Consider the following 13,780-nt stretch of genomic DNA (forward strand, 5'->3'; position numbering starts at 1 on the left):
GTAATTCCTCCTTTATAAATGGTTAGCATGTTCTTACTGTTTCATTTCCCTTATTTTTCTTGATTTAAACGAGTAATACCAAAACTGTCATACAATTGACATATTCAACCAATTCGTAGTAAGATGGCAAATAGTTAAGTAACTGAACTAATTTTTTAGGGGGGATAGAATGAGTAATAAGAAAGTTACCGACTTGATTGATCGGTACATGAAGGTTTCCTTTTATGTGAATAAGATGGGGGAACTTTTAATTAAAGATGAGATTTGTGATGTACTGACTAACGAACAATATTATACTTTGCGTTTCATCGAACAGCAGCAATACTGTACTTCAACCGAGCTTAGTGAGGCTTTTTACGTCAATAAAAGCGCGGTCACATCGAGCATTAATCGCCTTGAAGGGAAAGGCTTGATAGAGCGTGCTCGTGACCTTGATGACCGAAGGGTCGTACATTTGAAGCTTTCCGAAAAAGGTGAGGCACTATTTCAGGAAACGGAACAGAAGATTCATATATTGGTAGAGGAGATCATGGGGAATTTTAAATACGAAGAGATTGTTAATTTTCTGGATACATATGAAAAGCTTTCGCAAACTTTTATTCAAATGAAGACAGGTAAAGGGGAGGGAAGATAGATGAAAGGGATTATAAAGGGGAAATGGGCGGTCATCATTGCTTGGCTCGTCATTACGGTTGGATTGTTGTTCATCGCTCCGAATATGGCGGAACTCGTCAAGGAAAAGGGACAGTTGGATGTACCAAAAGAGTATACTTCCGGAATGGCGAATGAACTGTTAAAAGGAGTGCAAGATGAAGATGAATCGCAAGTGGCCCTTGTCTTCCATAGTGATAAGAAGTTGACTTCCGATGAAAGGAAAGAGATTGAAAAGGGAATTCAAAAACTAGAAAAGAATAAAACGGAACTAGGCATTAGAGAAATACTGACTCATTTTAAGGAACCATCCCTTAAAGAACAGTTGGTTTCTAAAGATCAATCCACGATTCTGACCTCAATCACCATGGTTAAAGGGGACCGTGAGGCAAAAGAAGTCATTGACGCTCTATATAAGGAATTGAATCAAATAGATGTTGAACATTATTATACAAGCAGTTGGATCATCGATGAAGATCTCAATACCAATTCTCAGGAAGGATTGAAGAAAACGGAGGGAATCACCGTTATCTTCATATTGGTGGTATTACTCCTAGTCTTCCGTTCAGTTGTGACTCCGCTCATTCCGCTGATTACGGTGGGCTTCACCTATTTGTGCTCCCAATCAATTGTTTCCTTTTTAGTGGACCGTTGGGATTTTCCAATCTCGTCGTATACCCAGATTTTCTTGGTTGGGATTTTGTTCGGAATAGGGACCGATTATTGCATACTCTTGTTAAGCCGTTTCAAAGAGGAACTATCGACACAGGAATCATTGACGGAAGCCATTGTGGAAACGTATCGTACGGCAGGGAAAACGGTCTTCTTCAGTGGCTTGACCGTGATGATTGGTTTTGCAGCCATAGGTTTTTCTACATTTAAGTTATATCAATCAGCCGCTGCCGTGGCCATCGGGGTCTTTATCCTGATGCTTGCCCTATATACGATTGTTCCATTTTTCATGGCTATATTGGGTAGGAAACTATTCTGGCCATCAAAAGGTAAGCTCGAGCATAGTGAAAGTAAGTTATGGGGCAGGTTAGGAAACTTCTCCTTGAATCGTCCGTTGTTGGCTTTACTTACAGTGGCGATTGTCTGTGTTCCCTTTTTGATCAAGTATGAAGGGAAGATCTCTTATAATTCCCTTGAAGAAGCGGGGGATGACGTTCCCTCGATCATGGCCTTCAATATCATTGCCGATGAATTTGGGCCGGGTCAATCCATGCCAACCCAAATCGTCATTCAAAATGATGAACGGATGGACTCAGAAGATTATGTCGGTCTTGCCGAAAAGATCAGCGAGGAAATCACGAAGGTGGATGACGTCGATGTCGTCCGTTCTGTGACTCGTCCAACCGGTGAGCCCATAGAGGATTTATTTGTCTCCAATCAAGCCAAGACTTTGGAAAAGGGAATTGGGGAAGGCAATGATGGGATAGAACAGATTAGCGACGGGTTAAAGACAGCAGGTAGTGAACTGTCGGAATCCGGACCGCGTTTAAAGAAGGCGACGGATGGAATTGGTGGCCTGATCTCTGGAACCAATGAATTGAAAAGTGGAATCGGTCAAGTGGAGACAGCGTTAACGAGTATTGAAGCGGGTATCCGCGATGGTTCTATGGGTACTGGGGATGTAAAAAAAGGACTGAATGACGTTAAGACAAACTTAGAAAAACTGGCTACAGGTAGTGGAAAGCTTTTGGATGGGTACCAACAGTCCACAGCTGGGTTAAGTGAGCTGAAAAGTGGATACAAAGATATCCAAACGAATCTTAATACTATCTCGAAAAGCCTTAAGGGATTGAATGCATCCTTTGAAAAAATGGAAGCTAGTAATCCGGAGCTTCAGCAAGATGTGAACTACCAAACAATCAAGCAAACGGTCCAGGGGGCGCAGAGCGGGTTAGGGTCGATGGCAGCTGGACTAACGGAACTCAATAAGAACCTCGGCCTTGTATCTGGTGGCCTGAATACCGCCAATAAAAGCATGGCGGAAATCGTGAACGGACAAAGAGCCCTGGGGAAAGGCTTAACCCAGTTAATCACAGGCGTGGATACCTTGCAAAAAGGATTAACAACCATGGCCAATGGACAAAGCGAAGTCATTAAAAATCTATCTCAGTTTGAAGGGGGCCTAACAAGCTTAAGCAGTGGCCAGCAAGAGCTATTAAATGGCTTTTCTAGCATGGGTGGTCAGCTTAATCAATTGGAAGATGGCTTAAATAAAAGTGCGGATGGCCTGAATGAAGTGCATGATGGCCTATCTTCAGCACAGGGGTATTTATCTGGTCTTGCCAAAACCGATAAGACGGTCACAGGGATGTACATTCCCAAAGAAGTGTTGGAAAGTGAGGAATTTGGGGAGTCATTGAACACCTATTTATCTGAAGATGGCAAAGTGATGACACTGGATGTAATCTTCAAGACGAATCCATATTCTAATGAGTCCATAGAACAAATTGATACGATAGAGGAAGCGGTTAAAAATGTTACGAAAGATACGAAACTTGAAAATGCCAAAATTGCTATAGGTGGAATTACAAGCACACATCACGATTTGAGCGAGATGTCGGAGGCCGACTTTTCCAAGACAGTGGTGTGGATGCTTTCTGGCATCGCAATCGTTCTTTTCTTTATGTTCAGGTCGTTGATTATGCCCATCTATTTAATCATTTCACTTGTTTTGACATATTACACGGCGGCAGCAATCACGGAATTGATTTTTGTTAACATTCTAGGGTATGCGGGCATCGGTTGGGCCGTCCCTTTCTTCGCGTTCGTTATCTTGATTGCACTCGGCATAGACTATAGCATTTTCTTGATGGATCGCTTTAATGAATGGAAAGATAAACCCGTAAAAGAAGCAATGTATCTATCCATGCGAAAAATGGGAACGGTCATCATTTCTGCGGCTGTCATTCTCGGAGGCACTTTCGCGGCCATGATGCCTGCGGGGGTTTTGTCACTTCTAGAGATTGCCACATTAATATTAGTAGGATTGGCTCTATATGCATTCATCATATTACCGCTGTTTATCCCAGTAATGGTTGCAACGTTCGGAAAAGCGAATTGGTGGCCATTCGTGAACCAAGATCGCTCCGAGAAATAATTTATTAAAAAGGCACCCGGATGGGTGCCTTTAGTTCAATCCGACAATGAATTAATTGGCCATATAAACATCTTTATCTTCTTCTTGTTGAACGATATTATCATAACCATAACATACTGGAGCCCCATTGGAGGGGTCTATCATGATCCGGGCATCAATCTGGAAGACCTCTTTCAAGACTTCCGGTGTAATCGTTTTGGATGGAGATCCGATTTTGATGATTTCACCATTTTTCATGGTGATTATTTCATCTGAGAAGCGGGCTGCATGATTGATGTCATGTAAAACCATGATGATGGTCCTTTTTTGTTCTCTATTTAGCTTTTCGACGATGCTAAGCACTTCTAGCTGATGGGCCATATCTAGATAGGTGGTGGGTTCATCCAACAATAAAATACCTGTTTCCTGCGCTAATGCCATGGCCAGCCAAACCTTTTGACGCTGTCCCCCGGACAGGTTGGCAATCTCCCTATCACGAAAAGTGAGGGTCTTGGTAATATCCATGGCCCATTCAATTTTCTCTTTGTCTTCTCTTGTTAATTTGTTTACATTGTTCCGGTGTGGATATCTTCCGTATGAAATAAGCTCTTCCACTTTTAATTGAGAAGGTGCGACTGGATTTTGAGGAAGCAAGGCCATCAACTGAGCAACTTTCTTCGTATGGATCGTCTGTAAATCCTGCCCCTGTAGATAAATGGTTCCTTTTTTTTGCTTAAGGATACGTCCTATTGTTTTAAGCAAAGTAGATTTACCACACCCATTTGGACCAATGATGGTGGTGATTAATCCTTCTTTTATTTCCAAATTTAAATCTTTAAACACTGTGAATTTATCATAACTTGTTTCCAGGTTTTCCATCTCTAGAATGCTCACGGGACATCTCTCCTTTTATCTTTTTTCTTTTATCAATAAATAAAGGAAATAGGGAACTCCGATAATGGAAATGACGATTCCAACCGGCAATTCTGCCGGCGCAAATACCGTTTTTGCTATATAGTCGGAAACGATTACCAAGAAGGCACCGATTACACCACATACGGGAAGTACATGTTTGTGATGGATCCCGACAAGGTGTTTAGCAATATGTGGGGACATCAAGCCGATAAATCCAATGTTACCTGAGACGGAAACACACGCACTCACTAAACCGATGCTTGCGAGTAAGAGAATCGATGTTTCTCTTTCTACGGAAACTCCAAGGCTCTTTATGCTTGTTTGTTCCAGCTGAAACAAATCTAATAAATAGGCCTTCTTGATGATGATGGGAATTAGGATGATTAACCAGGGTAACATGGCGACGATATATTTCCAGTTGGCAGAGTAAATACTGCCTGAGATCCAAACGGTAGCCATTTCGAAATCCGAGGATTTCATCTTCAAAGATATGTATAACGAAAGAGCTCCAAATGCAGAGCTAATGGCAATTCCCGTCAGTAAAAAGCGACTTGTATCAAGGGACCCATTTTTCCAAGAAAAAAGGAAAATGATTAGGGCAGCCATAATTCCCCCAATTAATCCAAACAACGGAATACTCATGATGGACAGCCAATCCGCACCTGTTCCGATATATGTTCCTTGAAAGAAAAACATGAAGATGACGATGGCGGTACCGGCCCCTGCATTTATTCCTAAAATACCTGAATCGGCCAATCCATTGCTCGTTACACCTTGAATGACAGCCCCTGCAATGCCTAGCGCAAGGCCCACTAAGCCAGCAATGATAATACGGGGCAGCCTGAACTCAAAAATGACTAAGTCATAGTCTGCGACCGGGTTTATTCGGAATAACGTCCGCACAACATCCAAGATGGCCATATCGAAAGTACCGCTCACTAAACTTAAATAACTTGCCACAATGATTAAACATATTCCGAATGTCATTGTAATGACCAAGCGCTTTGATGAAGTATTATACACTTTTTTCTCCTCCTTTCGTTCTTATCAAATAAAGGAAGAAAGGGATGCCAATCAAGGAGGTGACGACTCCAATCGGCGTTTCGAATGGGTAATTCACAAACCTGCTTATTACATCGCATAATGCTAAGAAAATTCCACCGATTACACCAGCACAGGGAATGATCCATTTATAATCGATTCCGATTAAAAAGCGCGTGATATGTGGGATGATCAATCCGATAAATCCTATCTTCCCTACGAGTGCCACAGCAATGCCTGTTAGGCATACGACGGAGAGCAGGGAAACAATCTTAACAAGTTTCGTACGTTGTCCTAAGTTAATGGAGACTTCATCGCCCAGAGACAGAACGGTGATGGACTTGGAAATGATTAAAGCTAGGATGATGCCTATTGCTCCAATGGGGATAGAGAGTGTCAGAATGTCAGGAATAATCTGATGTAATCTGGCATTATACCAAAAACTAACGCTCTGGGAAATTTGGAAGTAGGAGGCTATCGCAGCCGATATACTACTCAAGAACGTCCCGATTACCGTCCCGATGATGGCTAGACGGACCGGGGATAAGCCATTATGTAACAATGAACCAAAACCAAAAACTATGCCGGCGCCTAAGGCAGATCCAAGCATCGAAAAAAGTATCATATGGAAAGAGGACATGCCAGGAGCGAACACCATGCAAAGTGTAATGACAAATGCAGAACCATCGGTCACACCCATAATTGAAGGGGATGCAAGATAGTTTCTTGTCATCCCCTGCATAAGTGCTCCTGATATGGCTAGAAATGCCCCAACAAGAAGGGCACCAAGTACTCTTGGTAATCGAGAAGTGATTATAATAGCATGATCGACGTTTTCTGGGTCATAATGCAAAAATGCATTCCATACTGTTATAAAGTCTATATTTTTTGCACCATAGAGAATAGACAAAATGGTTGTCAAAATAATGAGGATGGGTGCCATACATAGAATTATTATTGGTAATGAATTTATTTTTGCCATATCAATCAACGCACCTTACTGCTTATTTAGCTAAATTTTCGGTTGCAGCTTTTAAAAATGCCGTTTTACTCCACGCTGTTCCACCTTGTGCAAGAGGATCCACAGAGTTCACAAACACCTTATCATTTTTGACAGCTTCAATGCTCTTCCAGATGGAGTTGCTTTCCAGTTCTTCTAAAGCTTTTGGCTTTTCAGCATTTTCGCTTTCTGAGAACTGGAGGAAGATATAGTCCGGGTTAATTTCAGCAAATTTCTCTAAGGCAATCATTTCTTGTGCTTTGACTGGTTTAATTTCTTCAGGAACAGTTAATCCCAAGTCAGCATATAAAACTGGATTGAAGTATACATCTTGAGGATAAAGGAATAGACTACCGTTTCTTACTCTCACGACCAATGCTTTTTTATCCTTAAGGTTTTCGCCGATTTCTACTTTTGCTTTTTCAGCTTCCTCTTTGTATTGAGAGATGATGGATTCAGCCTCATCTTCTTTGCCGGAAAGCTTGGCCATTAAACGTAAGTTGTCCTCCCAATCAGTAGAAATATGTGAGTAAGGGAATGTTGTAGCCACTTTCTCCATTTTTTCTGTTACCGTACCGTCGGATTTGGATGTCCACATGATAGCATCTGGTTTAAGACCGAGAATTGTTTCATAGTTTGGCTGCATCTTCTCACCAATCGACTCTGCCCCTTCAAGGTCTTTTGCCAAATATTCTGGAAGTTTTCCACCCACAGTTATAGCACCCACTGGTTTAACTCCTAATGCAGCTGCATCTTCCATTGACTCCAAACTTGCTGTCACAATTTTTTTAACTTCAGAAGGAATCGTATATTCCTTACCAAGATAGTTTACCTTTTGTGTCTCTTGCTTCTTTGTTTCTGTAACCGTTCCTTTCTTAGAAGAATCCCCCGAACTTTCATCGGCATTGCCGCAAGCTCCAAGTCCCATACTAAAAACAGTCACCATACCAAGTACCATTAATTTTTTCCTCATCCTTTGACTCCCCTTATTCCTAAATTATTTAAAAATAAACATGTTTCGAACAATATGTAGGTGTATTCTAGCAGTCAATATATGATCGTTACCTAATAAACTTGGAATCTAGTAAGTTTTAGTTAGATAAAGAATGATAACGATTATCATTATCATGCAATATTCAATATATAGGTAATGAGTAAAATTATCAATGGTATTTTTGTAAAAAAATAAAATTCAATCTTGGATCTTATTGGAATAGATAGACATTTAGGTGTAGGTATGGTTGCAAAATTTAACAGAGTTGCTAAACTAAATGAGAAATATTATCAGTTGGGGAAAATTACTTCACTATCAATTGGCGAGCCAGGGATATAAGCGGTAAGTGAAGGAAGAAGACTAAAAGTTGAGGAAAAGATATGGGAGGAATGAACGCGTATGGAGAATGAAAAATGCGAAGAAATACTAGCCGGCAGTTATAGGGAAGCTAACGAAGTCGTTTTAAAAGGAACAAGTCAATTCATGATGAAATCTAGCAACGGAGGGCGCATATACCAAATTTTCGTCTATCAACCAAAAGGGGCTGAGCCTCCAGAAGGTTACCCAGTCATTTATGTACTTGATGCCAATTCGGTTTTTGGAACCATTGTTGAGGCAATGCGTTTGCAATCAAGGCGACCTGAAAAGACAGGGATTGTACCCGCCGTTATCGTTGGGATTGGGTATCCGGTAGAAGGTGCATTTTCCGACGCTCGCTATTATGATTTCACCCTACCCGTTGATTTTTCGGAGTTGCCAAAAAGACCTGATGGAGGAACTTGGCCTGAGCATGGGGGAGCAGAGAATTTCTTGCATTTCATTGAAGAAGACCTCAAGCCTGAGATTATGAATTCCATTAAAGTTAACCGGGACAGGCAATCGCTACTTGGTCATTCATTAGGTGGATTGTTTACCCTCTATACCTTATTTAGCAAGCCTCATGCTTTCCAAACGTATATCGCAGGGAGCCCATCAATCCATTGGAATAAGAAATGGTTCCATGAAGAAGAGAATCCCTTCCTGGAACGTTTGAAAATGGATAATAGGAGAATTTCCTTATTTGTAGGTGTGGGAGAATTCGAAAAAAGACACAAAAGCGGCATGAACGAAAATGCATTAGAACTTTCCGAACGGTTAAGGAGTTCCGTGAAAAGTGGTCTATACGTAAAATTCAAGGAGTTCGAAGAGGAAAACCATGTTTCTGTTTTACCCCCATTAATTAACAAAGGATTGCGTTTTGCTCTTAGTGCTAATAGTCCGGTCATGGAATAGGTCTTTCTTAGCAAATCAACGAATACCCATTGACCATGGATGTAGACATGTATAACATTACCTGTAGAATTCAAATGATAATGATTATCATTATTGATGATAACCTAGCACGCGGTTCAACTAGGTTATCTTATCAAGAAGGGGAGAGTTAAGCATGTACTTTGAGGAATGTCAGGGCAAAGTTGCACTAGTCACAGGAGGAGCACAAGGCATTGGAGGTGCAGTGGTCCAATCTTTAGCTAGGCTTGGCATTGTTGTAGCGGCAGTAGATTTCCAAACGGATAAATTACGGAAGCACGTAGACGCTTTGAGGTCGGAAGGGTTAGATGTATATGGGTTTACAGCCGATGTGAGTGATAGTTCTGCAATCGATAGCATCGTTAATACCATAGAGCGTGAAATTGGACCGATAGAAATATTGGTGAATGTAGCTGGGGTACTTAGTCCGGGTCTAATCGAGTCATATAGTGATGAAGATTGGCAAAGGACCTTTGCCGTTAATTCCACGGGCGTTTTCAATGTCTCTCGTTCCGTGAGTAATCATATGATATCCCGTAAAAAAGGTTCCATCGTTACAGTGGGTTCAAATGCGGCGAGTGTTCCACGAATCAACTTAGCGGCCTATGCAGCATCCAAGGCGGCGGCCACCATGTTTACCAAGTGCTTAGGACTGGAATTAGCTCAGCATAATATTCGTTGCAACATAGTTGCTCCTGGTTCGACTGCTACGGAAATGCAGTGGTCTTTATGGGAAGGGGATAATGGACCAAAATCGGTGATCGACGGCACCCCTGAAGTATTTAAAGGAGGAATCCCACTTAGAAAAATGGCAGAGCCTTCGAACATTGTGGATGCCATTCTCTTCTTCATATCCGACCAATCAAATCATATTACCATGAGTAATCTTCTTGTGGATGGTGGAGCTACACTAGGAGTCTAAACGCACGAATATCCACGATAATATCAGACTATTCAATAACGAAGGGGTTAAGCAAATGACGAAGCAACCATATAATTCTACTGTACTGGAAAAACCTTTGCTGGATGACTACCAAGTTGGTGACTTCTTCCTATCAAGCCCGAACCAAACCCTATTAGGAAAAGGTTCAATGAGGACTGTTCCGAGAAATGAAGAAAAAGAGAACCAGATGGAAGATCTTGCTAACAGGGTTGCAGCTGCGTTGGAGCAGGCAAAAGAGCTTGGGCATGACAATCCTATCGTCACGGGGGCAATCCCATTCGATTATAAAAAGCCTGCTCATCTGCATGTGCCTGAAACCGTACATGTATCTGCACTTTCACAAGAATATGGGGTTGGTAGAACACTAGAGACCGATTCTATTCCTACATACGATATCATTTCCGTTCCCGAACCCGATCAGTATAAAAATGGCGTCGAAAAAGGGCTGGCCCATATAGCAAGTGGCCAGTTGGACAAAATCGTATTGGCCCGGTCCTTGCAACTTACATCTTCGGACAGTGTAAATATCAACGAGCTGCTTCATAACCTGGCAAGACAAAATACAACAGGTTATACATTTGCCGTTGATTTGGGAGAGAACGTAGATTCAAGCCTTTGCTCCAAAACATTAATCGGTGCAAGCCCGGAACTACTTGTTTCAAGAACTGGCTTACACGTGGTGGCTAATCCGTTGGCAGGCTCGCGACCGCGAAGTGACGATCCAGTGGAAGATCAAAGACGTTCAAAGGAATTGCTTTCGTCTTCAAAAGATTTACATGAACATGCTGTCGTAGTGGAGGCAGTGGCAGAAGCACTTCGTCCATTTTTCAAAAAGATAGAAGTTCCCAAAAGCCCATCGGTCATAAGTACAGAGACAATGTGGCATCTATCGACGGAAGTGAAGGGGGAACTTGCCAATCCCGAAACCTCTTCTCTAGAACTTGCGATTGCCCTTCATCCGACTCCTGCCGTTTGCGGTTCGCCGTTTGAACAGGCAAGGGAATCCATCCTGGAAATTGAACCTTTCGACCGGGGTTATTTTACGGGAATGGTTGGATGGTGTGATGCAAAGGGTGACGGTGAATGGATCGTCACGATTCGATGCGCAGAAGTGGAAGAAAAGGCGCTTCGTTTATTTGCCGGGGCCGGAGTGGTTGGAGAATCAAAACCGGAAGAAGAACTTGCCGAAACTTCCGCTAAGTTTCAAACCATGCTTCGCGCAATGGGGATGGATACGGATTTATCAAAGTAAACGGCATGGAGGGGAAAGAAATGTTAGAAGGTTATACTTCGTGGCCTAAGGAATTGGCTGATTTATATAGACAAGAAGGTTGTTGGAAAGGGGAGACTTTCGGCGGCATGCTACGTGACCGTGCCAAGGAGCATGGCGATAGGATTGCCATTACGGGAGGGGAAAGAAACCTGACTTATGCAGAGTTGGATAGTCGTGCCGATCGGTTGGCGGCCGGCCTTCAAAAGTTAGGAATAAAGAAGAATGATAGGGTCGTCATCCAGCTTCCTAATGTCGTGGAGTTTTTTGAAGTCATCTTCGCTTTATTCAGGATCGGTGCTCTTCCTGTATATGCTCTTCCTTCCCATCGCAGCAATGAAATCGGATATTTTTGCGAATTCACTGAAGCTGTTGCCTACATCATTCCAGATACGCACGGTGGTTTTGACTACAGGACACTCGCACGTGGCGTCCAAAATAAGAATGATAGCTTGTTGAATGTGATTGTAACGGGGGATGCAGAGGAGTTTGTGACGTTAGAAAGTCTATATGCTGATTCTACCGAATTGGTGGAAACCAACGTTCAGTCCAGTGATGTTGCTTTCCTTCAGTTATCCGGCGGAAGCACAGGATTATCAAAATTAATTCCAAGAACGCATGATGATTATATATACAGTTTGCGGGTAAGTGCTGAAATTTGCCGAATTAATCAAGATAGCATCTATTTGGCGGTCCTTCCAACCGCCCATAATTTTACGATGAGTTCACCTGGCATTCTTGGCACGTTGTATGGTGGGGGACGGGTTGTTCTTTCACCTGGTCCAAGTCCCGATGAAGCGTTCCCTCTCATTGAAGAGCATGGCGTGACGATTACCGCGCTCGTACCACCACTTGCTTTGAGATGGCTCGATTCCGTTTCGACAAGCAATGATGATCTATCCAGCCTCCAGGTGCTTCAAGTTGGCGGAGCGAAGTTTAGTGCCGAGGCAGCCCGTCGTGTAGGACCGGCATTCCAATGTGAATTACAGCAAGTATTCGGCATGGCGGAAGGACTAGTGAATTATACAAGGCTTGATGATTCAAATGAGCTTATCGTGAACACGCAAGGAAGTCCAATGTCGGAGTTTGATGAAATTCGTGTGGTTGACGAAGAAGATAAGGAAGTTGCACCCGGTGAAGTAGGGACACTCTTGACAAGAGGCCCTTATACGATTTGCGGCTATTACAAGGCACCGGAACATAACGAAAAGGCTTTCACTAAAGATGGATTTTACCGCACGGGTGACTTAGTAAGCATAAATTCTTCGGGCTACTTAGTCGTTGAAGGACGAGATAAGGATCAAATCAATCGAGGGGGAGAAAAAATTGCGGCGGAGGAAGTGGAAAACCATCTGCTGGCCCATGAATCCGTTCATGATGCAGCCATCGTCTCGATGCCTGATGAATACCTTGGGGAGCGGTCATGTGCATTCGTGATACCTAGGGGAGAAACGCCTAAAGCTAGAGAGCTTAAACAATTCCTGAAGGACAGGGGTTTAGCTACATTTAAAATTCCCGACCGTGTGGAATTCATCGAGACTTTTCCAAAAACCCCACTAGGAAAAGTGAGTAAAAAAGCATTGCGTCACATAATTTCCGAGAAGTTAAAGGAACGCCGAACGACATTAATAAAATAAAAGGATGAAGGAGTGATTTGATGGCTATTCCTGCTATCACACCATATGTAATGCCAACTGAATCTGATTTACCGAAAAACAAGGTTGAGTGGAAGGTGGAACTGAAACGCACAGTTCTTCTCATTCATGACATGCAGCAGTACTTCATTGATTTTTATGAAAAAAATGATTCGCCTATACCGCAACTGTTGAAGAACATAACAACCATTAAAAATCGTTGTGCGGAATTAGGCATACCGGTTGTTTATACGGCACAACCGGGCGATCAAAATCCTAAGGATCGTGCGCTCCTGACAGATTTTTGGGGGACTGGGCTCGATGATGACCCAAATCAAACAAGTATCGTGGGTGATGTTGCGCCGTCTGATGATGACATCGTGCTGACTAAATGGAGATATAGCGCATTCAAAAGAACCAATCTTCTGGAATTAATGGAGGAACAGGGGCGTGACCAACTTATTATTTGCGGAGTATATGCACATATCGGATGCCTTTTAACCGCAAGCGAAGCGTTTATGCAAGATATACAGTCATTCCTAGTGGCAGATGCGGTAGCCGATTTTTCGTTGGAAGAGCATAAAATGGCTTTGAAATATGCAGCGGAACGATGTGCGTTTACCATCTCAACACTTCAGTTGCTTGATCAATTACAGGTCAGTGAAGATTCATCATCTGTTGCGACGCAGCAAAGAACGGATTTGTCATTAGATGACTTAAGAATGCTGATTTTTGAACTTCTTGGTGAAGACCCTTCAGAAGGGATCGATGATAGCGAGGATTTAGTCGACAGAGGGATGGACTCCATTCGCATGATGAGCCTTGTAGAAATTTTAAGAGGAAAAGGAGCAGAAATTAATTTTATGCAAATGGCTGAAAACCCGACAATTGCTGATTGGTGGAACCTGCTGTCTTCCCAAAAAGTTTTAGCTTGATCTGAGGTGAAAAGGAGGT

The 13,780-nt window shown here is 42.5% G+C and carries 11 protein-coding genes; 7 read left to right on the top strand and 4 right to left on the bottom strand.

What is annotated here, in order from left to right; genetic code table 11:
- The first annotated feature begins 169 nt into the window (after nt 1–169).
- On the top strand, nt 170–634 hold the full coding sequence (locus tag ACQKL5_RS19030) for a MarR family winged helix-turn-helix transcriptional regulator (RefSeq protein ID WP_427610431.1): 465 nt from the start codon (nt 170–172) through the stop codon (nt 632–634).
- A complete protein-coding gene (locus ACQKL5_RS19035) occupies nt 635–3,760 on the top strand; it encodes an MMPL family transporter (RefSeq protein WP_427610432.1) in 3,126 nt (1,041 codons plus the stop codon).
- 51 nt (nt 3,761–3,811) lie between these two features.
- Here the strand turns inward: ACQKL5_RS19035 and ACQKL5_RS19040 are convergent, their stop codons facing one another.
- Genes ACQKL5_RS19040 through ACQKL5_RS19055 form a run of 4 tightly spaced genes read right to left on the bottom strand, consistent with a single transcriptional unit; the run spans nt 3,812 to nt 7,668 of the window.
- Nucleotides 3,812–4,633 carry an ABC transporter ATP-binding protein gene (locus ACQKL5_RS19040; RefSeq protein WP_427610433.1) on the bottom strand — a complete coding sequence of 274 codons (822 nt, stop codon included), beginning with the start codon at nt 4,631–4,633 and terminating at the stop codon, nt 3,812–3,814.
- A gap of 15 nt (nt 4,634–4,648) precedes the next feature.
- Nucleotides 4,649–5,641 carry a FecCD family ABC transporter permease gene (locus ACQKL5_RS19045; RefSeq protein WP_427610465.1) on the bottom strand — a complete coding sequence of 331 codons (993 nt, stop codon included), beginning with the start codon at nt 5,639–5,641 and terminating at the stop codon, nt 4,649–4,651.
- A 28-nt stretch (nt 5,642–5,669) separates the two neighbouring features.
- Nucleotides 5,670–6,677 (bottom strand): FecCD family ABC transporter permease, encoded by a 1,008-nt coding sequence (locus ACQKL5_RS19050; RefSeq protein WP_427610434.1) that lies wholly within the window; start codon nt 6,675–6,677, stop codon nt 5,670–5,672.
- A gap of 22 nt (nt 6,678–6,699) precedes the next feature.
- Nucleotides 6,700–7,668 carry an iron-hydroxamate ABC transporter substrate-binding protein gene (locus ACQKL5_RS19055; protein ID WP_427610435.1) on the bottom strand — a complete coding sequence of 323 codons (969 nt, stop codon included), beginning with the start codon at nt 7,666–7,668 and terminating at the stop codon, nt 6,700–6,702.
- A gap of 420 nt (nt 7,669–8,088) precedes the next feature.
- Between ACQKL5_RS19055 and ACQKL5_RS19060 the strand changes: the two genes are divergently transcribed.
- From ACQKL5_RS19060 to ACQKL5_RS19080, 5 genes are all read left to right on the top strand, one after another.
- Nucleotides 8,089–8,961, top strand: a complete 873-nt coding sequence (locus tag ACQKL5_RS19060; RefSeq protein ID WP_427610436.1) for an alpha/beta hydrolase — start codon at nt 8,089–8,091, stop codon at nt 8,959–8,961.
- A 154-nt stretch (nt 8,962–9,115) separates the two neighbouring features.
- Nucleotides 9,116–9,901, top strand: coding sequence for a 2,3-dihydro-2,3-dihydroxybenzoate dehydrogenase (locus ACQKL5_RS19065; protein ID WP_427610437.1), 786 nt, complete (start codon nt 9,116–9,118; stop codon nt 9,899–9,901).
- A gap of 55 nt (nt 9,902–9,956) precedes the next feature.
- Nucleotides 9,957–11,174: an isochorismate synthase DhbC gene (gene dhbC / locus ACQKL5_RS19070; protein ID WP_427610438.1), complete on the top strand. Its 1,218-nt coding sequence runs from the start codon at nt 9,957–9,959 to the stop codon at nt 11,172–11,174.
- Between the two features lie 20 nt (nt 11,175–11,194).
- Complete coding sequence (locus tag ACQKL5_RS19075; RefSeq protein ID WP_427610439.1) at nt 11,195–12,829, top strand: (2,3-dihydroxybenzoyl)adenylate synthase; 1,635 nt, start codon at nt 11,195–11,197, stop codon at nt 12,827–12,829.
- Nucleotides 12,830–12,849: 20 nt separating this feature from the next.
- Nucleotides 12,850–13,761, top strand: a complete 912-nt coding sequence (locus ACQKL5_RS19080) for an isochorismatase family protein (protein ID WP_427610440.1) — start codon at nt 12,850–12,852, stop codon at nt 13,759–13,761.
- Nucleotides 13,762–13,780: the final 19 nt, after the last annotated feature.

It is taken from the genome of Peribacillus sp. NPDC097675 (assembly GCF_050277655.1).
Classification (GTDB): domain Bacteria; phylum Bacillota; class Bacilli; order Bacillales; family DSM-1321; genus Peribacillus.

Coding starts and splice junctions, on each gene's coding strand:
- ACQKL5_RS19065 (WP_427610437.1), top strand. CDS start 9,116: ATGTACTTTGAGGAATGTCAGGGCAAAGTTGCACTAGTCACAGGAGGA.
- ACQKL5_RS19050 (WP_427610434.1), bottom strand. CDS start 6,677: ATGGCAAAAATAAATTCATTACCAATAATAATTCTATGTATGGCACCC.
- ACQKL5_RS19035 (WP_427610432.1), top strand. CDS start 635: ATGAAAGGGATTATAAAGGGGAAATGGGCGGTCATCATTGCTTGGCTC.
- ACQKL5_RS19060 (WP_427610436.1), top strand. CDS start 8,089: ATGGAGAATGAAAAATGCGAAGAAATACTAGCCGGCAGTTATAGGGAA.
- ACQKL5_RS19030 (WP_427610431.1), top strand. CDS start 170: ATGAGTAATAAGAAAGTTACCGACTTGATTGATCGGTACATGAAGGTT.
- dhbC (WP_427610438.1), top strand. CDS start 9,957: ATGACGAAGCAACCATATAATTCTACTGTACTGGAAAAACCTTTGCTG.
- ACQKL5_RS19055 (WP_427610435.1), bottom strand. CDS start 7,668: ATGAGGAAAAAATTAATGGTACTTGGTATGGTGACTGTTTTTAGTATG.
- ACQKL5_RS19045 (WP_427610465.1), bottom strand. CDS start 5,641: ATGACATTCGGAATATGTTTAATCATTGTGGCAAGTTATTTAAGTTTA.
- ACQKL5_RS19080 (WP_427610440.1), top strand. CDS start 12,850: ATGGCTATTCCTGCTATCACACCATATGTAATGCCAACTGAATCTGAT.
- ACQKL5_RS19075 (WP_427610439.1), top strand. CDS start 11,195: ATGTTAGAAGGTTATACTTCGTGGCCTAAGGAATTGGCTGATTTATAT.